The organism is Dellaglioa sp. L3N, from assembly GCF_054941095.1.
The window spans coordinates 1,238,359-1,260,266 of the sequence record NZ_CM142928.1; the positions used below are offsets into that span (position 1 = coordinate 1,238,359).

Annotated in this window: 20 protein-coding genes; 6 read left to right on the top strand and 14 right to left on the bottom strand. The window is 34.7% G+C overall.

From position 1 onward, the window contains the following. Positions 1 to 126 precede the first annotated feature (126 nt). Positions 127 to 783: a DUF1361 domain-containing protein gene (locus tag ACVPPR_RS06240; protein WP_462298558.1), complete on the top strand. Its 657-nt coding sequence runs from the start codon at positions 127 to 129 to the stop codon at positions 781 to 783. Between the two features lie 38 nt (positions 784 to 821). Here ACVPPR_RS06240 and ACVPPR_RS06245 read toward each other — a convergent pair whose 3' ends face one another. Both ACVPPR_RS06245 and murB read right to left on the bottom strand, forming a co-directional pair. Beyond that, positions 822 to 2,930 (bottom strand): cation:proton antiporter domain-containing protein, encoded by a 2,109-nt coding sequence (locus ACVPPR_RS06245; protein ID WP_462303912.1) that lies wholly within the window; start codon positions 2,928 to 2,930, stop codon positions 822 to 824. A gap of 19 nt (positions 2,931 to 2,949) precedes the next feature. After that, positions 2,950 to 3,849: a UDP-N-acetylmuramate dehydrogenase gene (murB, locus tag ACVPPR_RS06250; RefSeq protein ID WP_462303913.1), complete on the bottom strand. Its 900-nt coding sequence runs from the start codon at positions 3,847 to 3,849 to the stop codon at positions 2,950 to 2,952. Between the two features lie 190 nt (positions 3,850 to 4,039). Here murB and ACVPPR_RS06255 point away from each other — a divergent pair, with 190 nt between their 5' ends. Beyond that, positions 4,040 to 4,573 carry a 3'-5' exonuclease gene (locus ACVPPR_RS06255; RefSeq protein ID WP_462298561.1) on the top strand — a complete coding sequence of 178 codons (534 nt, stop codon included), beginning with the start codon at positions 4,040 to 4,042 and terminating at the stop codon, positions 4,571 to 4,573. A gap of 54 nt (positions 4,574 to 4,627) precedes the next feature. After that, positions 4,628 to 5,101, top strand: coding sequence for a glutathione peroxidase (locus ACVPPR_RS06260; protein ID WP_462298562.1), 474 nt, complete (start codon positions 4,628 to 4,630; stop codon positions 5,099 to 5,101). Positions 5,102 to 5,280: 179 nt separating this feature from the next. On the opposite strand, the gene ACVPPR_RS06265 is transcribed toward ACVPPR_RS06260, so the two are convergent. The 4 genes from ACVPPR_RS06265 to ACVPPR_RS06280 all read right to left on the bottom strand — a co-directional run bounded on the left by ACVPPR_RS06265 (position 5,281) and on the right by ACVPPR_RS06280 (position 8,808). Then, positions 5,281 to 6,522, bottom strand: coding sequence for an ISL3 family transposase (locus ACVPPR_RS06265; protein WP_462303914.1), 1,242 nt, complete (start codon positions 6,520 to 6,522; stop codon positions 5,281 to 5,283). 131 nt (positions 6,523 to 6,653) lie between these two features. After that, the gene (gene tsaE, locus ACVPPR_RS06270; protein WP_462298563.1) at positions 6,654 to 7,109 is read right to left on the bottom strand and encodes a tRNA (adenosine(37)-N6)-threonylcarbamoyltransferase complex ATPase subunit type 1 TsaE; all 456 of its coding nucleotides are present in this window, start codon (positions 7,107 to 7,109) and stop codon (positions 6,654 to 6,656) included. A gap of 16 nt (positions 7,110 to 7,125) precedes the next feature. Beyond that, entirely contained in the window at positions 7,126 to 8,115 is a 990-nt protein-coding gene (gene pta, locus ACVPPR_RS06275; protein WP_462298564.1) for a phosphate acetyltransferase, read from the bottom strand. Positions 8,116 to 8,130: 15 nt separating this feature from the next. After that, a complete protein-coding gene (locus ACVPPR_RS06280; RefSeq protein ID WP_462303915.1) occupies positions 8,131 to 8,808 on the bottom strand; it encodes a uracil-DNA glycosylase in 678 nt (225 codons plus the stop codon). A gap of 126 nt (positions 8,809 to 8,934) precedes the next feature. On the opposite strand from ACVPPR_RS06280, the gene ACVPPR_RS06285 reads away from it, so the two are divergent. Further along, positions 8,935 to 9,801: a Cof-type HAD-IIB family hydrolase gene (locus tag ACVPPR_RS06285; RefSeq protein ID WP_462298566.1), complete on the top strand. Its 867-nt coding sequence runs from the start codon at positions 8,935 to 8,937 to the stop codon at positions 9,799 to 9,801. A gap of 81 nt (positions 9,802 to 9,882) precedes the next feature. On the opposite strand, the gene ACVPPR_RS06290 is transcribed toward ACVPPR_RS06285, so the two are convergent. The 4 genes from ACVPPR_RS06290 to ACVPPR_RS06305 all read right to left on the bottom strand — a co-directional run bounded on the left by ACVPPR_RS06290 (position 9,883) and on the right by ACVPPR_RS06305 (position 14,387). Further along, entirely contained in the window at positions 9,883 to 10,752 is an 870-nt protein-coding gene (locus tag ACVPPR_RS06290; protein WP_462298567.1) for an alpha/beta hydrolase, read from the bottom strand. Next, the gene (locus ACVPPR_RS06295) at positions 10,742 to 12,061 is read right to left on the bottom strand and encodes a PTS transporter subunit EIIC (RefSeq protein WP_462298568.1); all 1,320 of its coding nucleotides are present in this window, start codon (positions 12,059 to 12,061) and stop codon (positions 10,742 to 10,744) included. Before ACVPPR_RS06295 ends, ACVPPR_RS06290 begins: the two co-directional genes overlap by 11 nt. A 149-nt stretch (positions 12,062 to 12,210) precedes the next feature. Continuing rightward, positions 12,211 to 12,948, bottom strand: a complete 738-nt coding sequence (locus tag ACVPPR_RS06300) for an amino acid ABC transporter ATP-binding protein (RefSeq protein ID WP_462298569.1) — start codon at positions 12,946 to 12,948, stop codon at positions 12,211 to 12,213. Next, positions 12,948 to 14,387, bottom strand: a complete 1,440-nt coding sequence (locus tag ACVPPR_RS06305) for an amino acid ABC transporter substrate-binding protein/permease (RefSeq protein ID WP_462304811.1) — start codon at positions 14,385 to 14,387, stop codon at positions 12,948 to 12,950. Before ACVPPR_RS06305 ends, ACVPPR_RS06300 begins: the two co-directional genes overlap by 1 nt. Positions 14,388 to 14,512: 125 nt before the next feature. Between ACVPPR_RS06305 and ACVPPR_RS06310 the strand changes: the two genes are divergently transcribed. Further along, a complete protein-coding gene (locus tag ACVPPR_RS06310; RefSeq protein ID WP_462298571.1) occupies positions 14,513 to 15,079 on the top strand; it encodes an N-acetyltransferase family protein in 567 nt (188 codons plus the stop codon). Positions 15,080 to 15,691: 612 nt separating this feature from the next. Here ACVPPR_RS06310 and ACVPPR_RS06315 read toward each other — a convergent pair. Next, positions 15,692 to 16,771 carry a 3D domain-containing protein gene (locus ACVPPR_RS06315; protein ID WP_462298572.1) on the bottom strand — a complete coding sequence of 360 codons (1,080 nt, stop codon included), beginning with the start codon at positions 16,769 to 16,771 and terminating at the stop codon, positions 15,692 to 15,694. 233 nt (positions 16,772 to 17,004) lie between these two features. On the opposite strand from ACVPPR_RS06315, the gene ACVPPR_RS06320 reads away from it, so the two are divergent. Beyond that, positions 17,005 to 18,636: an ABC-F family ATP-binding cassette domain-containing protein gene (locus ACVPPR_RS06320; protein ID WP_462303916.1), complete on the top strand. Its 1,632-nt coding sequence runs from the start codon at positions 17,005 to 17,007 to the stop codon at positions 18,634 to 18,636. Between the two features lie 45 nt (positions 18,637 to 18,681). Here ACVPPR_RS06320 and smpB read toward each other — a convergent pair whose 3' ends face one another. The 3 genes from smpB to secG all read right to left on the bottom strand — a co-directional run bounded on the left by smpB (position 18,682) and on the right by secG (position 21,849). Continuing rightward, complete coding sequence (smpB, locus tag ACVPPR_RS06325) at positions 18,682 to 19,149, bottom strand: SsrA-binding protein SmpB (protein WP_462298574.1); 468 nt, start codon at positions 19,147 to 19,149, stop codon at positions 18,682 to 18,684. 17 nt (positions 19,150 to 19,166) lie between these two features. Then, a complete protein-coding gene (gene rnr, locus ACVPPR_RS06330) occupies positions 19,167 to 21,509 on the bottom strand; it encodes a ribonuclease R (RefSeq protein ID WP_462298575.1) in 2,343 nt (780 codons plus the stop codon). Between the two features lie 100 nt (positions 21,510 to 21,609). Continuing rightward, a complete protein-coding gene (gene secG / locus ACVPPR_RS06335; RefSeq protein WP_462298576.1) occupies positions 21,610 to 21,849 on the bottom strand; it encodes a preprotein translocase subunit SecG in 240 nt (79 codons plus the stop codon). Positions 21,850 to 21,908 lie beyond the last annotated feature (59 nt).

Here is a 21,908-nt window from a genome sequence, read left to right on the forward strand (position 1 = left end):
TATTATACCACGTTGTCGAATCGGTTGCCTTATTATCACGGTTTTTCTGTTATTTTGGCACATATTCATTTGATTTCATACTATTATTTGCTACAATAGAAGTCATTAAAGAAAAGGATGACCATTATGATAAATACGACCATGAAACGCGGCATCAGGTTATTTTTTATAGGCTACTTAATTATTATTTATTTGTTCATTTACAAGCAACAAGCACTTTTTAGTTTTTTGCTGCTGAATACATTCTTAGGCTATCTGCCAATCGAATTAGCCTTCCACATAAAAAAAGACCAATCAACTCTTTCTTTTTGGTTATTAACGCTACTTTGGCTATTCTTTTATCCAAATGCGCCTTACTTATTAACAGATCTTTTTCACTTATCATTACTACAACCTTATAGTGTAACAACCGGTTTGATCCGATTGGATATTCATATGTGGTTGAATTATACCTTTTTAATGGTAAGTGCCCTATCCTGCACCTTACTCGCTCTCATCGGTCTTTCTCAAATTGCTGACCAAATAAAAGACAGATTACATTTAGAATTACCTTATTATCATTATGTGATTATGCTTGGTCTAACTGTTTTATCATCAATAGGTGTTTATATCGGTCGTTTTTTGAGACTTCACACTGTATACCTAGTGACTTCTCCAAAATGGGCAGTAAAAATGATTACTGATATGTGGACTATTAAAATGTTAGCCTTTGTTGTCTTACTCACAATTGTCCAACTCACAATTATTATTTGTTTAGAATTATATCGAAAAACAATAAAATAGACGGATTCGCATAAAAATTGCGAATCACGTCTATTTTTTTAATCTTCTTCAGAAAGCATAATCACATTTTCAGAATAATTGATATATTCACGTAAACTTGAAGCCAATGCCCACGTGATATACCCCTGTTCCATCAATTCCTGCATTGCAGACCGTTCTGCCGCAATAGCTTTCAATCTTAATTCATAGCTTTGTTCTTCAAATTCAGATTGATCCATTTTTTTTGACCGTTTTAACGTTTCAATACGATTACGATAATACACAATCAAATGATAAATAGCTTGTTGATTAAATTGTTGTTGCCTACCATCAGATTTTTTTACGTACGCAGATAACGATTTAATAGCTGCCTTCGATAAAGCTTTTTCGATACTCCGACGTTCATAAACCATTTTTAATTCTTTTTCAGAAAACATGGCACGTCTTACAAACTTAACCAACTGCTTAAACGCATGCTTACTATTTCTAATCGTGACGAAAGAAACTTTTCGATTATTAATTCGACCTAACTTTGCTTTTTGTTTCATAATTTTTTTATTAATAATCGCATAATTTTGATCACCAACAACATTTTTCAATTTCATTTTATCTAAAGCTTCCAATTCACCATCTAAAGCAATCCGTCTGATATCCGCTTCTTCTTCAACAATTTGTCGTAAGCGTTCATCATCCTGATCAGAAAATTCAAGTCGTCGAATCATAAATTGATATTCCAAAATTAATTCATAAGCAACTTTTTGATTCGTTTCTCGCCTTTCAGACTCTAATTGGCTAATGGCAACACGCATAATATAAATACGCGCTTGTTTTTCATTAAATTGCGTATTTTCACTATCATTATTCACGATAGCAGTTTCATCCAGATCATCTGGCAGCTCACCACTCGTTTTCATAATACCTTTTTCTTTAGTTAACAAAGGTAAGATTAAAATGGCAGCTAACAAACTTAAGATAATAATGCCACCCGCAATAAATAACATTAATGAACGTTCCGGAAAATGAGCACCCGTTTTTATAACTGTTGGCACCGTTAAAACTCCGGCCATTGTAATCGCGCCACGAACACCTGAAAAACCTGAAATTAGCGAAATACGCCAACTTGGTGTCTCAGCATTTTTTACTTTACCGCTTTTTATAATAAACACCATGTTAATGTATGTCCAAATCACTCGTATCAAAACTAAGAATAACCAGATTACAAAAACATCAACAATTGCTGAAAAGGTACTACTATTATTGTCTTCTAATGTATTTGACATTGCAGTCGGTAATTCGATTCCAAGAATAATAAACACAAAGCCATTCAAAAGATAAACAACAATCTCCCAAGTTTTTTCCGTAACTAACTTAATTTCGGGTAAATAGGTAGCAAAACTATTTTTACGCATACTTGAAATAACACCCGCAACAACTACTGAGATAACCCCAGACGCATGTAAAAATTCTTCCGTAAAAAGAAAAATAACGAATGGCGTTAAAATTTGTAAGACAGTATTGAATACAACATCATTAATCCCTTGTCTCATTAAAAAGTCTCGAATCGTTGAAATTACTAACATCAAGACTGCTCCTGAAATAAATCCAATAATTGCGATATAGAAGAAATCACCAAAAGCTTGAGTTAATGAAAAATAGCCCGTAACAGCTGCTGCAATGGCATATTTAAAGGCAATTAGGCCACTAGCATCATTGATTAAACTTTCACCACTCACTAAATGTAAAATATTACTAGGTAATTTAGCTTTTTCAGAAATAGATTGTACGGCAACTGGATCCGTTGGAGACAAAATAGCTGCCAACGCAAATCCAACCGCTAATGGCATTTTAGGAATCATCAAGTGAATGAATAGTCCACCAACCACCGTTGTTAGAAAGACTAATAAAATTGCATTCGCAAAAATAGCTCCTCTTAATTTCCATAATTCGCGCTTTGGAAACTTTCGACCATCATTAAACAATAACGGTGCAATAAATAACAATAAAAACCAGTTTGTTTCTAATTCAATGGAAACTTTAAAAATAAGGGCAACAATAAGTCCCAAACTAATTTGAATTAAACCAACGGGAATTGAAACCAGATAATGACTGATTACGTTTGATAACAAAACAAGCGCAGCTAAGACAATAACTGATTCGAGTAATGGCATTGATCATCTTCCTTTCTGCTTAATCTTCTCCAATAATTCTAACTTCCGTTTCTAATTTAACTTTAGCGGTCTCCCAGACAACATCTTGGACATGTTTGATAACATTCATATAGTCTGTTGCCGTAGCACCATCCACATTGACAATAAATCCAGCATGTTTCTTTGATACTTGAGCGCCACCAACTTGATACCCCTGTAACCCGGCTTCATGGACTAGCTTACCAGTAAAGTATCCCTCAGGTCTTTTAAAAACACTTCCACATGATGGATATTCTAAAGGTTGTTTCGAGGCACGAAGAAAATTAAAGTCATCCATTTTTTTACGAATATCCGATTTATTACCCTCTTTTAAGGTAAAGGTTGCCTCTAATATAATGTCATGATCATCTTGAATTTGGCTATGACGGTATGAAAAATTCATTTCTTCATTAACCATTGTTTTCATATAGCCTGTACGTGTTATCACACTAACTTCAGTTAAAACATGACTGATATCGCCATCATACGCACCAGCATTCATAAATACGGCACCACCAATACTCCCAGGAATTCCAGCAGCAAATTCAAAATGAGTTAACCCCGCTTGATACGCTTGTTCTGTTGTTTCAATCAATGAGGCACCAGCTTGTGCTACAATCTTTGTCCCAGACACAGTAATTTGATCCATATCCGTCAAAATCACTACAAGTCCACGAATTCCGCCATCTTTTACAACTAAATTACTTGAATTTCCTAAAACAGTTAATGGCATTTTATTTTCATTAGCCACGTTCACCAAAAGTTTGACGTCTGAAACAGTTTTTGGAAAAGCCAATATATCAGCCACCCCACCTGTTTCAGTATTTGTATATTTAGCAAGTGGTTCATTTTTTAAAATTTTCATAGATGGAAATAGTTCTACAAATGTATTGATTTTCATGATTTATACGATTCCTTTCAACATTTAGCAATTCCTTTTATTTTAACACGTTCACCGTTTATTTTTCTAATTTATCCTATTAAACAGCTGACTTTTAATTTTATAGGCTAACTGTTATACTTTATGAACATTCAGGGCGAATAGGCTTATTCTCCCAATCAGCCAATAGTAGATTAAAAAGGAGTCACTTATGAATTTTGTTACAATGGATTTTGAAACTGCTAATAATCAGCGTCACAGTGCCTGTTCAATTGCATTAACAATTGTTCGAAATAATCAAATCGTCGATGAATTTTATTCGCTCATTAAACCAGAAACACCTTTTAATTGGCGTAACATCCAAATTCATGGCATTCATGAAGAAGATGTTGAATTTGCCCCAAAATTTCCAGAACTATGGTCACACATCTCAACACTTTTCCAAAATAACCGTCTAATTGTAGCGCACAATGCCCCATTTGATAACAGCGTGTTGCATCATACATTAGCTTATTACGGTCTAGAAACACCCAATTTTTTATTGTTAGATACCGTTAAAACAAGCCGTAAATTATTCCCAGACTTTCCAAATCATAAACTAAACACCGTTTGTGATGAATTAGACATTACTTTAACGAATCATCATAACGCATTAGACGATTCAGTTGCTTGTGCTAACATTTTACTTTATCAAGAAAATAATTTCGGTCAAGATAGCTTAAAACCATTCGTAAAACCAGCTTAATCAAGCTAGAGTGGTACAATGAAAGAAATTAAGTTAGATTAGGGGGAATTTATAATGTCAATTTATGATTATCAGGTTACGCTAGAAAATGGTGACACTTATTCACTATCAAAGTATACAGGTCATCCTCTATTGATTGTTAACACAGCCACTAAGTGTGGTTTTGCCCCACAATTCAAGCAATTAGAAGAATTATATGAGGAATATCAAGATCAAGGTTTAGTGGTGCTTGGTTTCCCATCTAATCAATTCCATCAAGAAGTCGACGATGATGCCCAAGCAGCTGCAACATGTCGCATGACATATGGCGTTAGCTTTCCTATGCACACCATTCAAAATGTAAACGGCAAAGACGCGTTACCTTTATTTAACTATTTAACTGAAGGCACTCAAGGCGTGTTGGGTCATTCGATTAAATGGAATTTCACTAAATTTTTAGTTGATCGTAATGGACAAGTCGTTAACCGCTACTCACCTAAAACTAATCCATTGAAGATGAAACCAGAAATTGAAAAATTAGTTAATTAAAAAGAATCTCTGTTATAAGAAGGCTTGATTAAAGAAAACGAGTTGATAAACCCAAATTGGTTTTATCAACTCGTTTTCTTTTTAGTTATATATCCTTTTTTTAGTGGCTCTTCGTCAACTGTTGTTGGTGAAATTGTCATTGAGAAATCTGTTATTTGATAACAGGTTTCTTTTTTTGCTTAAAATTTAATTGTACTCAAAATACGTAAACGATACTGGCTAAAATTTTTAAACCCATAAGCATTGCGCTTAATTACTTTTAGTTTATTGTTAAGTCCTTCTAAAGGACCGTTAGAATAGGGATATCGTAGCGCATTTTTTAAATAATCTGGTTGTTTCATGAGTGATACAGTTACCTTTTGAAATTGTTCTGAAACGCCTTTGGCGTTAGTTAACTGATAATTAAGTTTTGACCAATCTTTATTACGGATGGCAGTTAAGCTATTTTGAAGACAATCATAGGTATTAGCTAAGATTGGATCAATAGCTAGTAGATTTTGAATTAGATCTGTTTCAGTTTGCCATTCTTTGAAGTAAGACCAATGACGAAAATTCTTATAATTTAATTGGCTCATTGGTTTTAATAACAATTTCCAATATCGTTTTAATTGTTTGTAGGATTGGGAACTTACTGTAAGTTTTTTCATAACTTGAATTCTAGTTTGATTGAAAGCTCTAGTCATAGATTGAACAATATGAAATCGATCATATACAACAATGGCATTAGGAAACAACGTTTCAGCTAGTTTAGGATAGGTATAATTCATATCTGTCACAATTATTTTGACGTTATCACGTGCAGTTTTAACATAACGATTAAAGTGTTTGGTAATCTGATAGATGGTTCGTGCCTCGATTAAATCAATTAATTCGTGAGTTTTGGCATCCATATATTCAAAGCTTAAGGCATCTTTTGTTGTTTTAATCTCATCGAAAAGAAGAACTTCTGGTAAATAATTTAAATTCACTTTGAAATCATGTTTGGTTAAAGCAAGCACACGACTAACGTAGTTAGTCGAAGTAGCGAGTTCTTTTGCGATATGGGTCATAGAACTCGTTTCTTTTAATTTTTCAATACATGCTTTACGGCAGTTAAGTGAAATGGAACAATGTTTTGTTGTGAGTGTTGTTTGTGCCAAAAAGTAACCGTGGCATGTTTTACAGTGGAAATTTTGTTTGCGTAATTTAAGAATAATAGTCCGTTCAAATGAACGAGGTAAGCGAACCGAAACAGTTCGCCAACCATAATTAATAATCTGATTTGTATTGATAACGCCACATTTTTGGCAAGCTTTAGGACGATAATTTAAAGTACCATAAATAAAAATAGTACTATCAGAATCAGACTGAATAGCTAAATTATTATCAATTATAATATTTGGGTCTTCTATTCCAAGTAAAACTTTAGTATGATTAATCATGAGGGAACCTCTTTCTTTTGGGCTGGCTGGCCATTAAAGGAAACGAAGTTCCCTTTTTTGTATTATTATATAAAAAAATTGCCGCCAGTGATAGATTTTCTATCACCAACAACAAATATTGTAGAGCCTTTTTAGTTCAAATGTTCCAGCATTTTTGTGTATTGTGCCCCATGACTTTCAAGCTTAATAACACGACGATTATCATCATGGTCATCCTTCAATAAGGTGATTCTTAGTGACTCATCTGGCAATTCTGCTTGAATAAATTCAGACCATTCAACCACACTCACACCATCGGAATTGAAATATTCATCCAATCCTAAATCTGCGCCACCCATCCCTTCAAGACGATAAACATCCATATGAAATAAAGGCAAGCGTCCTTCACGATATTCTCTCACAATCGGAAACGTTGGGCTTTTTACATTTCGTGTAATCCCTAAGCCAACCGCTAATCCCTTGGCAAAAGTTGTCTTTCCTGCGCCCAAATCACCATCTAGTAACAAAATCATATTTGGTTCAACAAGTTTTCCAATTTTTTCAGCAATTTTTTGTGTTTCTTCGACAGAACTCACTTCAATATTCATTAATTATTTCACCATTTCATTCTAAACTTTGTGCAGCAGTCGTAATACCAACTTTATAAATTTCTTCAACATTGGCACCCCGAGATAAATCAGAAACAGGCTGATTTAAGCCTTGCAAAATTGGCCCGATAGCTTCAAATCCACCCAATCGTTGTGCAATCTTATAACCAATATTACCTGATTGTAATTCAGGGAAGATAAAGACATTGGCCTGCCCTGCAACTTTTGAATCAGGTGCTTTTTGTGCGCCAACACTTGGCACAAAGGCAGCATCAAATTGTAATTCACCATCAATCGCTTCATCTGGCGCTAACTGCTGAGCAATAGCCGTTGCTTCAGCAACCTTTGATACCTCTGGTGCTTGAGCTGAACCTTTGGTTGAAAAGCTCAACATCGCTACTTTGGGATCAATGTCAAAAATACGAGCCGTCTTGATACTTTCAATCGCCATTTCTGCCAATTCTTGCGCAGTTGGATTAATACTAATTGCAGCATCAGAAAATAAATATTTTTCTGTATCATTATTTCTAGTCATAATAAAAGCGCCACTAGTCCGGCTAACACCTGGTTTTGTTTTAATGATTTGTAATGCGGGTCGAACAGTATCTCCGGTTGCGTGAACTGCCCCAGAAACCATTCCTTCAGCTAGACCCATATAAACAAGCATTGTCCCAAAATAGTTAACATCTTGTAACATACTATCTGCCTGTTCTGGTGTATTTTTACCTTTACGACGTTCAACAAAAGCAGCCTTCATCTCAGCAAAATCCGTTTCCGCATATGCCTTAGGATCAAGTAGCTTTATCCCAATACCTTCAATTTTTAAGTTTAATTTTGTGGCTAATGTTTTTATTAGTTCAACATCCCCTAATAAAATAGGTTCAGCTAGGTTATCTTCAGCCAACTTAACAGCGGCTCTTAAAATTCGTTCTTCTTCCCCTTCAGGAAAAACCAGCTTAATTTTTTTACCCTCAATTTTACTTTTCAAACTTTCAAATAATGACATTTTGTTTCCTCCTCATTAAATATTGGGTAATTGCCAATTAATAGGCTCTAATCCCCAACTGATTAACTTTTGATTTATTTTTGAAAATGGTTTTGATCCGAAAAAGCCGCGATAGGCAGATAACGGACTTGGATGAGGTGATATTATCACAAAATTACGCTCCGTATCAATTAATTTAATCTTATTTTGAGCTGTTTTTCCCCATAGCACAAAAATAACGGGTTGGTCTGCTGCTGATAGCTGTTCAATCACAGCATCTGTCAACATCTCCCAGCCATGATTACGATGCGAATTTGCAGCACCCTCTCGAACCGTTAAAACTGAATTAAGCATCAAAATGCCCTGTTCTGCCCACGCTTTTAAATACCCATGATTCACTGGCTTAATACCCAAGTCAGTCTCTAATTCTTGATACATATTACGTAAAGAAGGCGGAATCTTCTCTCCAGGCAAAACTGAAAAACTTAAGCCATGCGCTTGGTGTTTCTCATGATAAGGGTCTTGGCCTAACAAACAAACTTTGACATTAGAAATTGGTGTCAGGTTAAAACTTTCAAATATTCGTTTCTGTTCTGGATAAATGATTTCATTTTGATATTCGTTAGCAATAAAAGCCTTCAGATCAGCATATTTAGGTTTTGAAAGTTCTTTTTCTAAAAATGGCTGCCAATCATTTTCAACATTAATAGTCATTACACAACACCTCATGAATCAAGTTTACCATATTAGTGACTGCAAAAATAAATGATTTGATTAAAATATTGAGCGGTTTCATGTTAAAATAAAACAAGTAAATAAGATTAGAGGAGTGTTGCATTTATGATAAAAATTATTGCATCAGATATGGATGGTACATTATTGAATGATCAAATGGTGATTTCTGAAAAAAATGCCGATGCGATTAAACAAGCACAGGCTTTGGGAATCCATTTTATCGTTTCTACAGGCCGTGGCTACACTGAAGTTAAACCTTTGATTACAGCTGCTGGGTTCAATAGTCCAATGATTACCTTCAATGGCGCCGAGGTATTAAACGAAGAAGGCGAAACACTCAGCACCACTCCAATCTCAAAAGAAGTCATCCAGACACTAGTCCAATTATTCAAAAAAGAAGGATTTTACTTTGAAATGACCACTTCAAATGGAGTTTATTCTGATAACCGAGCAAACCGTATTCAAAATGTGGCACGTTTAATTTCAGATACAAATCCAGATACACCTTTTAAAATTGCTGTTTCATTAGCTGCAGCTAGACTTGAATTAATGAATATCAATTACGTTGACGATTACCAAACAGTCATTGATGATCCTGAAATTGCTATTTTCAAGTTAATTGTGTTCAGCATGGACGGTCAAGCTGAACTCATTCCTTTAAAAGCTAAAATTGAAGAAGAACAGTCACTAGTTGTGACCTCTTCTGCACCAACCAATCTTGAAATTAATCATATGAACGCCCAAAAAGGGATTGCCCTTCAAGCATTTGCTAAGAATTTAAATGTCCCAATGTCAGAAGTTATGGCGATTGGCGATAATTTAAACGATATTTCAATGTTAAAAGTCGCTGGTGTAAGTTACGCCATGGCCAATGGTCACGAAGAAGTAAAACGTATCGCAAATCATTCAGCAAAAACAAATTCTGAAGACGGTGTTGGCTTAGCCATCCTAGAACAATTAGCTGAAAAATAAATCACTAGCATATAAAAATGCCAAATCAGTTAGTATTCCTAACCGATTTGGCATTTTTTATCCACAAATATCCTTGAACTATTATTTATTTTTATCGTCCAGATCAGTATTTTTAGAGCCACTGTCATCCATAACATACTGTTTAATTAACGCTACAATTTGTTTATTCTGTGGCAAATCAGAATGTTCTGATTCATTTCCCGTAACGGTTATCTCCGTGTAAGATTTCGCCTGATTTTGATAAACGTACTTTCCAGCGTTAACACTTTGATAAGGGACAATCCCATCGTTAACATAATTCTCCGTCCCAGCAATAGAATACATCACTAGGTCCTTGGGAATTTTTTTGCGATTCGCTACAAAGTCCGCTAACATTTGGGTTCTCGTACTTTGATTCGTTTCTTCACCATTATATGGAGATCCAATGGTCATCAATGTATTAATAGAAGCCGCTTTGTTATCAAAATATTTTTCTAAAAAAGTCGTATAAATCAGACCACCATTAGAATGCCCGATAGCATTAAATTGATTAAACTTATATTTTTTAGAAAGATAATTAAATGCCGTATTAAACCACTTGGCTTGTTTTTTGATACTGCTATATCCATTTGAATTATCTTCAAATCCGACAACAATAAAAGGTTGCCTATCACGTTTAGCAATTTCACCAGTAATCTTTAATTTCCCCGTTTTTCGAACTGTAATTTTTAATAAACTATGCGCTCGATTCGTTGACGTATTTAAGACATCAATTAATTCATCAAAGCGATTTTGACTCGCACTACTTCCTGGAATAAGAATAATCGGATTCAACTTTGAATTATGAATAATACGACTATTTTTAACTTTTTGCCTATTCCAATTATTTGCCGGGATAATAATAGCTAACAGACAAGCTAAAACGGCTAACCCAATCAACAACCGTTGACCCATTTTTCGTTTATTTTTCATTTAGCTTACCTCCATCATCCCTTGCCGCCTGATTATTCAATTTGACAAATGGTATATAAATTAAGACCGTAACGACTAGAACGATTCCCGATACAACAAGCGCACTCCAATGACCATTAGTTCCCAAAAATGCCATCAATGGTGCCGGTGTTGTTTTAGGCAAATTATAAACGGCTGGCGGCATCCACTTGAAATAGATAAAAAAGTACCCAATCAGCATTGATACAAGTGGTGCTATGATAAACGGAATCATTAAAATTGGATTTAAAATAACCGGTAATCCAAACATCAAGGGAAAATTAATATTCACAAAACTTGGAATAATTGAGAATTTTGCAATTTCACGGCTATTTTTATCCTTAGATGTGATAAGAATCGCTATAATTAAGGACAAAGTCATCCCTGTCCCTCCAAAACTACCAAAGCTATCATAAATTGTATGAATTGAAATAGGAAAAGGAGCCCCAAATGATGTCCCATGTTTTAGCGCATAACTTAGGTTACTGACCACTGATGTATCATCTAAACCACCCTGCATAATACCTAAAGGGCCTGAAATACCAACACCAAACAAAATATTATTGAAAAAAGCTAAAAATAAAAGCGTTACAATTAAATGTTTAGATTTAATTTCGGTTAATCTGAATAATGAATATAAAAGACCATTCACACCCATCTGATTAGCAATCGAAGCTAACATCGTTAATCCAATTAAAATACCTAATATGATTACTACGGGTATCAAGCTCACTATACCACGGGAAATAAAAGGGCTATAATCCCCTTTACCTTGCCTATTTCTAGGTGAAAACCATTTAAATATATAACCTACAAAAACGCCTAAAATCAACGAAATAAAAACGCCTCTGATTCCTAGTTCTTGACTAAAAAACGTCTCTTGAGTTGCATCAGAGGTGAAACTCGCTAAATTATAATTTAACACAAGCATCCCTATTGCCCCAGTAAATCCCGCAATTTGTTCGTCCTTTCCCAAAAATCGTGTCATGTATTTTGCGCTCAAAAAAGCTGTCATTATGGCAATAAAACCCATGGTTACTGTATTAATTATTTCAAATATTTCTTTTATTACGGTTTCGTAAGGCAACCATGATGAAATATCATATACCTGATTAAAGAACCCTTGCTTTGAAAAAACGCTAGAACTAAGTGCAAGACTCAAACTGCCAATAATAATAAAGGGTAAAATAATTGCGAATGTTTTTTCAATTGCTTGATAAATAAAAGATTTTTTTATGCGTCGATCAAAGCTTAATAACTTTCTTGAAAACCCCTGCCATATTGCCATCATCAAATTCCTCCTTACTTTCCTTCATTATAAACTGATCAGAACATAACAACATAAATGTCGCCCGATTTTCAAAAATAAATGCAAAAAAAAGAAACCCGTTATTAGATAACCGATTTCTCAATGACATTCCCACTGACAAGCACTATTCTTTATACATTTAAAACTTTATTTAAAAAGTCTTTTGTTCTATCATTTTTTGGATGACTAAACATTTCATCAGGTGTGCTACTTTCTAAAATGTACCCATCAGCCATAAAGACGACACGATCGGCAACCTCTTTAGCAAAACCCATTTCATGTGTGACAACAACCATCGTCATTCCATCCCTAGCAAGTTGTTTCATGACATCTAAAACATCCCCAACCATTTCTGGATCAAGCGCAGATGTCGGTTCATCAAACAACATAACATCTGGTTTCATTGCAAGCGCACGTGCAATTGCGACACGTTGTTTCTGACCACCAGACAATGAATTAGGTGTGGCATCAGCTTTATCACTTAACCCAACTTGGGCTAATAATCGTTTTGCATCTTCAATTGCTGCTTCTTTTGTTTCCTTTTTTAATTCAACAGGTGCCAAAATAATATTTTCAAGGACTGTTAAATGTGGAAATAAATTAAAATGTTGAAATACCATTCCAATATTTTGACGAACACGATTCAAATCAGTTTTTGAATCGCTAATATCATGTCCATCTATAATAATTGAACCTGACGTTAAATCTTCTAATTTATTTAAACAGCGTAAGAAAGTACTCTTACCAGAACCCGAAGGCCCAATCATACAGACAACTTCTTTTTCCTCAACTGAAATATCTAACCCTTTTAACACTTCATTTGAACCATAATTTTTCTTCAAATTTTTAACTTGTATTTTAGCTGCCATTATTTAATCTTCCTTTCGACTAAATTAGATAACCATGTCAATAACGTAATGATAACAAGATAAATCACTGCGATAATCAACCACATTTTAAACCCTTCAAGGTTTCTTGCAATAATAATCTTACCTGTTTGAGTAAGTTCCAAAATACCAATAACAGATAAAATTGATGTATCTTTTAACGTAATAATAAATTGATTAATGAATGATGGAATCATAATTTTAATTCCTTGTGGCATAATAACTTTCAACATTGATTTACCATACGGAAGCCCCAAACTACGAGCGGCTTCCATTTGACCATTATCAACAGCCTTGATACCACCTTTAACAAAGGCAGCCGTATAAGCTCCTTCATTTAACGTTAACGTGATAATACCAGCAACAAATGCCGGTATCTTGCTACCCGTTAAATTAGGAATACCAATATATATGAAGAAGGCTAAAACAATTAATGGTAACCCACGGAAAATATAAATCAATGTACTTGAAAGACCATTAAGCCATTTATTAGGTGCAACACCCATTATACCCAGAATGATACCTAATAACGTTGCAAAAACAATCGCAACAATTGTTAATAACATCGTCTGTTTAAATCCATCTAATAAAGTCCCACTATTCGTTTTCAATAAACCTAAAATTGTTCGAGAATTTTTTGAATTTGCACTCTTAGCATTTGTTCCCGTATATTTATCCACAATCTTTTTATATTTACCGTTGGCTTTAAGTTTCTCTAAACCAACATTAAATTTCGCCAGTAACTCTTTATTTTCACCTTTTTTAACGGCAAATCCATATTCACCTTTTACATATGTTTTACCAACAATCTTCATTTTGACACCATTTTTAATACCATAAGCCAAAACGGGCTTATCATCAAAAGCGGCAACGGAATTACCCGTTACAACATCATCATACATGTTACTTGAATCATCAAAAGTTGTTGTCGTAATATTATATTGTTTTTTAATCGAATTTACAAAAGCGGCAGAAGATGTTCCCACTTTAATCGCAACTTTCTTCCCCTTTAAATCTGCTAAAGATTTAATTGTACTATTCTTGCCAACCGCCATGGCAGTCCCAGAATCATAATAGCTATCGGAAAAATCAAACTTCGCTTGGCGTTCTGGCGTAACTGTCATTCCAGCAATAACACCATCAATTTGATTTGCTTCTAATGCCTGAACGGCTGCATTAAATCCTAAGGCCTTAATCTGAACCTTAAAGCCCTCTTCTTTAGCAACTGCACGCATAATATCCATATCAATACCAACATATGATTTCCCATTTTCTGCCTGATATTCAAATGGTGCGTAAGTCACATCAGTTCCAATAGTGTACGTTTTTTCCGCTGCATTTACTTGATTACTATGTAAAAATAATACAAATCCACACGTGATCATCATTGTCATGATCATTGACTGCCATTTTTTCATAATATCCCCCTCAAATTAACTTCATGTTACATAATATAACATATCTAATCGTAGCACGCAATTAGGTTATTTTTGACAATTATTTCTATCCCCTATACACTAGAGAGATTATGGAAAGGATGGTTTTTATGATTATTAGAAGTGCAACAAAAGAAGACGCACATGAAGTCGTTCCTTTAGTGAACATTATTTTAGAAGAGATGGAAATTCCTATTCTTCAAGAGATTCCATTACCCGACCTATTCAAAATATTAGAACTTGCTTTCGAAACAGAGGATTACCGTTACAGCTATGGTCGTGTCCAAATTGCGGACATTGATGGTAAAGTTGCCGGAATTGCCTTTGGTTACCCTGATGAAGATGAAGAACATCTTGACGATGCATTGAATCAATTCTTCCCACAAATTGGGCTACCTGAATCAACTGAACTCTTCCCTGATTCAGAGGTTTATCCAGATGAATGGTACCTTGATACAATCGCTGTTTCACCAGATTTCCAAGGCCAAGGTATTGGTACAAAATTACTAGAATCACTACCTGAAATTGCCCGTGCAGCTGGAAAAAATAAAATTGGCTTAAACGTCGATTTAGCAAATCCTAAAGCTGAAAAGTTATACACAAGAATGGGTTTCAAAACTGTTGGTAACATGGTCATCAGTGGTCATGACTATCACCATATGCAAAAAGAGATTTAACTTTAACTAATTAATAAAGAACTTTTAGAGTAACTGGTTCATGATCAGCTACTCTTTTATTTTTACCAAAAAGACGACACTTAGAGATTTTTCTCTAAATGTCGTCTTTTTTCTGGCGCTTAATATGGTTAGCTCTGTCTAAGCTTATTACTTCTTTATCTTTTTTATATTTAAAAGTATGATTAAAACTGTTGCGACATTATATCTTAGTAAAACAGGTATACTTTGTGTAAAGATTCCTGCGTATCCTAATACAATTACAAGCACTACAGCTAGTCGTCTAACACGTTCGTTCATTGTTGTTTCCAAGAAGCAAGAGACTCCCTAATAACACCATGTGAAACATTCACGTGAGCTGAAACAACAGCTACTTGCTTATTTCCCCCCATAATATTATCCCCTTTTTAGATTTAAAGTAACAGCCCTTTTAAAACGATTTCATTCTAACTCTAATTATTTTACTCGTCAACAATTTAGTAGTCTACAAACTAATCACTTAGAAACGTCATTTAATCCCTTTATTTTTACACCATTGTACAAAAAAACGACATTTTTCTCTAAATGTCGTCTCTTTCCTGGGACTTATACCACAAGCCCCTATTTTTCATACGTCTAATTTAAAATTTTTACCGTTACACTTTTTTTACCCCATGCATAACATCTTGCATTTGATAAGAAATGAACATCAATTCGGTTGCCTTTAATTGCTGAACCAGTATCACCAGCAATTGCGACACCATAACCAGATACCCAGACAACACTACCTAATGGAATAACTGATGGATCAACAGCTATTTGTTGTGGATTCGTCATCAAACTTAACCCATACGAACCATGTGTACCCATCCCTGGTGCATTTGCTGAATAGGCAGTTGCGACCATTTGTAGCGTTTTTTTAGTTGTTTTACCAGAAAGATCGTTACTTGCTTTTTGACTAGTTGAGTCGCCACTTTTTTCTTTCTTAGTCGTCTCTTTTTCCGTCTTTGCTTTTTCCTCTGCGGCTTTTTTGGCTGCGGCGGCCTCTTTAGCTTCTTTGGCTTTTCTTGCCTTTTTTGATAATTCTGCATTTTTTGCTTTTGTAACCTTAGCTAGTTCTTTTTTTGAATCATCCAATGTCCCTTTTAAAGATGTTAATTGGTGATTCATTTTTGTTGTTTCTTTTTTAGTCTCAACTTTTTTTGACTTCAATGCCTCTTGCTCAGTTTCTAGCTTAACTTTAGCCTCTTTCATCATTTTAATCTTAACTGAAACATCTTTCATCGTTTTGTTATCAGCAGATTGTAAGACAGAAACGGCATACAAGCGACTAACAAAATCTCCTGCATTTTTAGCTTCAAGAATAGCCGTAACCATTTTACTGCTTGAATCATTAACTTGTAAACTTCTCAATCTATCTTTAGCATTTTCAATACGTGTCTCTAATTGTGCCTGTTGATCATCAATTGATTTATCTTGCGAACCAATCTTTTTCTCTTTATTAGTAATTTCTTGATTCAGTTTATCAATTTTTGAATATTCGGCATTAATACTCGTCATTGCCTTTGAAATCTTCAAATTAGCAGCCGTAACCTTTTCTTGTGCAGAAGATTCTTGTTTCTTTAAGTCACTGATAGATGTTGCACTAACAGAAACTGATCCACCTAATAGTCCAAGGACAATTGCGCCAAGGACAATAATATGTCTAATGTTCAAAATAATGCTCCTTCATAACCCTTAATTAACTTATCTATAGAGTATATCGGACTGACAAGTCAAGCATGTGTCAGGAACATTACAAAATATCACTCATATTACAGCCTTGTGACTAATTTGACATCATTTTCAGAAATAATCACTTTATTCGTGTTCATTTTCAAAACTGTTTCATTTTAGGTCTAAAATATGCTATGATATATAGATTATACAAACGATAGTGAGGGTATTAAATGATAACTGTAAGTAATGTAAGTTTAAGTTTTTCAGACCGTAAGTTATACGATGACGTCAATTTAAAATTCACGCCTGGTAATTGTTACGGACTAATCGGTGCTAACGGCGCTGGTAAATCAACATTTTTAAAAATTTTATCTGGTGAAATCACACCAAGTACTGGTAAAATCTCATTGGATCCCAATGAACGTATGACTATGCTTCAACAAAATCATTATGGCTTCGAAGAATATACTGTTCTTGAAACAGTCATTATGGGTTATAAAGAACTCTATGCCATTATGAAAGAAAAAGATGCTATTTACGCAAAAGCTGATTTTTCTGATGAAGATGGTATCAAAGTTGCCGAACTAGAATCTGACTTTGCCGAAATGAATGGTTGGGAAGCTGAATCAGAAGCCTCAACACTTTTACAAGGTTTGGGCTTTGGTGAAGACATGCAAGACAAAAAAATGAGTGAATTAACGGAAAGTCAAAAAGTTAAAATTTTGCTTGCACAAGCACTTTTTGGTAATCCTGATGTTCTCTTACTTGATGAACCTACTAATGGGCTAGATATCAAGTCAATTAACTGGTTAGAAGATTTCCTAATTAACTTCTCAAATACAGTTATTGTTGTTTCTCATGATAGACATTTCTTAAACAACGTATGTACTCATATGTGTGATGTCGATTTTGGTAAAATTAAATTATTCGTTGGTAACTACGACTTCTGGATGGAATCAAGTGCATTAGCTTCAAAACTTGCAAATGATTCTAATGAAAAGAAAGAAGCTAAAATCAAGGAATTACAAGATTTCGTTGCCCGATTTAGTGCCAATGCTTCTAAATCTAAACAAGCAACTTCCCGTAAGAAAATGCTTGAAAAAATCACACTTGATGATATCCAACCTTCATCACGTCGCTACCCATTCATTAACTTTGAAATTGATCGTGAAGTTGGTAATGATTTATTATCAGTTAGTGGCGTTTCAAAAACAATTGATGGTGTCAAAATCTTAGATAATATCTCATTCAGCTTGGGTAAAGATGATAAAACAGCTTTCACAAGTGAAACAGATATTGCCGTTACGACTTTAATTAGAATTCTTTCTGGTGAATTAAAACCAGATACAGGTACTGTTCAATGGGGTGTTACAACTTCACAGGCTTACCTTGCTAAGGATAACAATGACCAATTTGCTGATGAACATTTAACAATCATCGATTGGTTACGCCAATTTGCTTCTAAGGAAGAAAGTGATAATACTTTCTTACGTGGATTCTTGGGTCGTATGTTATTCTCTGGTGAAGAAGTCGATAAAGAAGTTGGCGTCTTATCAGGTGGAGAAAAAGTTCGTTGTATGTTATCAAAAATGATGTTAACAAGAAACAATGTTCTTTTACTTGATGATCCTACTAATCATTTAGATTTGGAATCAATTACTTCATTGAATGAAGGTCTTTCAAACTACAAGAGTGCCTTATTATTCGGTTCTCATGATCGTGAATTCATTCAAACAATCGCTAACCGTATTATCGAAGTTACACCAAACGGTCTGGTTGATCGTGCGGACACAACTTATGATGAATTTTTAGAAAATAAAGATGTTCAAAATCAAATTGCTGACCTTTACAAACAAGCTTAAATAAAAAAAGAAGTCGTCATTTTAAAATGGCGACTTCTTTTTTATTTAATAATTTTTAAGCACACGTTGGATTTGACGTTCTTGATCTCGACGCTTAATTGTTTCACGTTTATCGTAATCATTCTTACCTTTTGCGACACCAATCAGCACTTTAGCAAACCCATTTTTAATGTAGACCTTTAAAGGGACAATTGTGACACCCTTATTTTTAGTTGCTTCATCAAATTGAGCAATTTGTTTTTTATGCAATAATAGTTTGCGATTTCTAAGTGGATCATGATTGAACTGATTACCTTGATCATAGGTTGAAATATGCACATTCATCAGCCAAGCTTCACCATTTCTAATTTGCGCAAACCCATCTTTTAAATTAATGCGACTATTTCGGACAGATTTAATCTCAGTACCGGTTAAAACAACTCCCGCTTCAACCGTATTTTCAATATTATAACTATGTCTTGCTTTTTTATTTTGAGCTAAGGGTTTATCAAAAGATGACTTTTCTTTCCGCAATCTTAATCCCCCCGATATTATTTTTGACGTGTATTATTTTTTCTTGGTGCATTATTCTTGTTAGCTGATTTATAGAATGGTTTCTTACCATTGCCAGCAGGTTTTCCATTACGATTATAAGGTTTCTTATCGCCTGGACGCCCATTCCCTGGACGTTTGAAGTTACCACCCTTACCTCGTAAATCAGAAGTTGGTGTCTTTTGTGGATTAACAATTTCAAAATCAATCGCACTTTGTTCAATATCAACTTTGGCAACTTTTACTTCAATTGGTTGACCAATTCTGAAGGTTCTCTTCGTTCTCTTACCCACTAAAGCCATGTGCATATCTAAGTATTCATAGTAATCATCTTTCATATTACTAATATGAACAAGACCTTCAACCGTATTTGGCAATGATACGAAGACGCCAAATTTCATCACTGAACTAACGACCCCTTCAAAGGTTTCGCCAACATGATCAGCCATATATTCAGCTTTCTTCATTGCATCAGTGTCACGTTCAGCATCAATTGCACGACGTTCCATTTGTGAGGCATGCGTTGTAATTTCAGGTAATTGTTCAGCATATTTTTCTTTTTGAGCATCCCCAATACCATTTTCTTCGTAAAAACGAATCAAACGATGAACCATCAAATCAGGGTAACGTCTAATTGGTGACGTGAAATGAGTATAATCCGTAGCGGCTAACCCAAAATGACCTAATGATTCATCTGTATATTTAGCTTGTTGCATGCTTCTAAGCAACATAACAGAAACCATTGATTCTTCTGGCTTACCAGCAACTTCTTTTAAAACACCTTGTAACATTTTAGGGGTTACGTTTTTACTATCCCCTTTAACAACGATACCAAAACTTGTTAATGTTTCGAAGAAACGCATAACTTTTTCACTTTTTGGTGTTTCATGAATACGGTAAACAAATGGGACTTTTAACTTATCATAATGTGCTGCAACTGTTTCGTTAGCAGCCAACATGAATGATTCAACCATTCGTTCACTTGTTCCACGCGTTCTGATTTGAATATCAATTGGGTGACCAGATTCATCAACGATAATCTTAGATTCATTATCATCAAAACTAATTGCACCACGTTTTTTACGCATCTTTTCAAGAATTTTATGTAACTCGCCCATTGTTTCAAACATTGGGACTAATTCTTCATATTTTGCTTTTGTTTTTTCATCATCTGATTCAAGAATTTTATTAATTGCTTTGTAAGTCATACGTTCTGTTGTTTTAATCACACTTTGGAAAATTTTGTGGTTAACCACATACCCCTCTGGTGTAATCTCCATTTCACAACTCATTGCAAGACGTTCAACCTTTGGATTCAATGAACAAATCCCATTTGATAATTTATGAGGCAACATTGGAATCACACGGTCAGTTAAATAAACGCTAGTCCCACGTTCGTATGCTTCTCGATCAAGAGGCGTGCCAGGTTGGACATAATGTGAGACATCTGCAATATGGACACCTAAATGGAAGTTCCCATTATCCAGTTTCCAAGCAGTGACAGCATCATCTAAATCTTTAGAATCAATACTATCAATTGTTACCAATTTTTGGTCTGTTAAATCAACACGGCCTATTTTTTCTTCAGGTAGGACAACATCTGGCGTTGCTTCAGCTTGTGCCATCACGTCTTCAGGAAATTCACTAGGAATATCATGTTGATAAACGACTTGTAAAATATCCATACCTGGATCGTCTTTATTTCCCACAACTTCTTTAACCAATGTTTCAATAACCAAAGGTTTTTCACTTGTTGGATAAGCCGTAATGTCCGCTGTAACCACTTCACCAGCAACTGGATGTAAACCAACACCCGTAACTAACAAGTTATAACGTTGTAATTTCTTGTTCTTAACAACTAAATGACCAATTACACCTGTATTTTCAAGATCAGCTGGCTCTACCTCGAACTCACCAACAATAGAAGTCACATTGTGTTCAACAATTTTGTTAACTTTACCTTCTGGGCCACGGTCATCCCCAGGCTTAGCTGGACTTGTAATTTCTATTTCAACACTATCCCCATTTAAGGCAGACATTGTTTGTGTTGGATTAACAAAAACGTCAGGTTGTTCTGGATCAATAGTTACAAATCCAAACCCACGATCGTTTGCATGAAAAATACCAACTAATTGTGGTGTTTGAAGCGCAATTTGAAATTTACCTTCAGAAGTAATTTTCACTTCACGTTTACGTTCCATTTCAGCAAGCATCTTAACCAATTCCTTGAACGAGTCTTGACCCTCTAATCCAAGTGCAGCTGTTAATTCTTCAACACTAAATGATTCATTTTCTTTAATTTTTAATTCCTTTAATATAAGTTCTTGCATTTTTTTATCCATGTATACCTCATTTTCATTTCCATATTGGAATTACTATCATTTTTATATCTAAAGAAAAGCCTCCTGCTGCAACAACTAATTTGCACAGGAGGCTTTTTTATTATTTTGAAGCTAAATAGACAAGACCTAATGCTAGACAGAAAAATAGAACGCCTAACACGAAGGTTACCTTTTGCATAAATGCTTCGAATCCACGTGGCTTTTGTTTGCTAAATAAATCGTCAGCACCACCACCAGACAAGGCACCTGATGCGTTATTTGTTTTTGCAGGTTGCATCATTACAGCGATAATCATTAAGACTGAAACAATAATAATTGAAATTGTTAGTATGTTAGTCAAATCATTTACCTCCTTACCCCAATTGGATAATCTATATCTATACTAATTTAGCACAGATT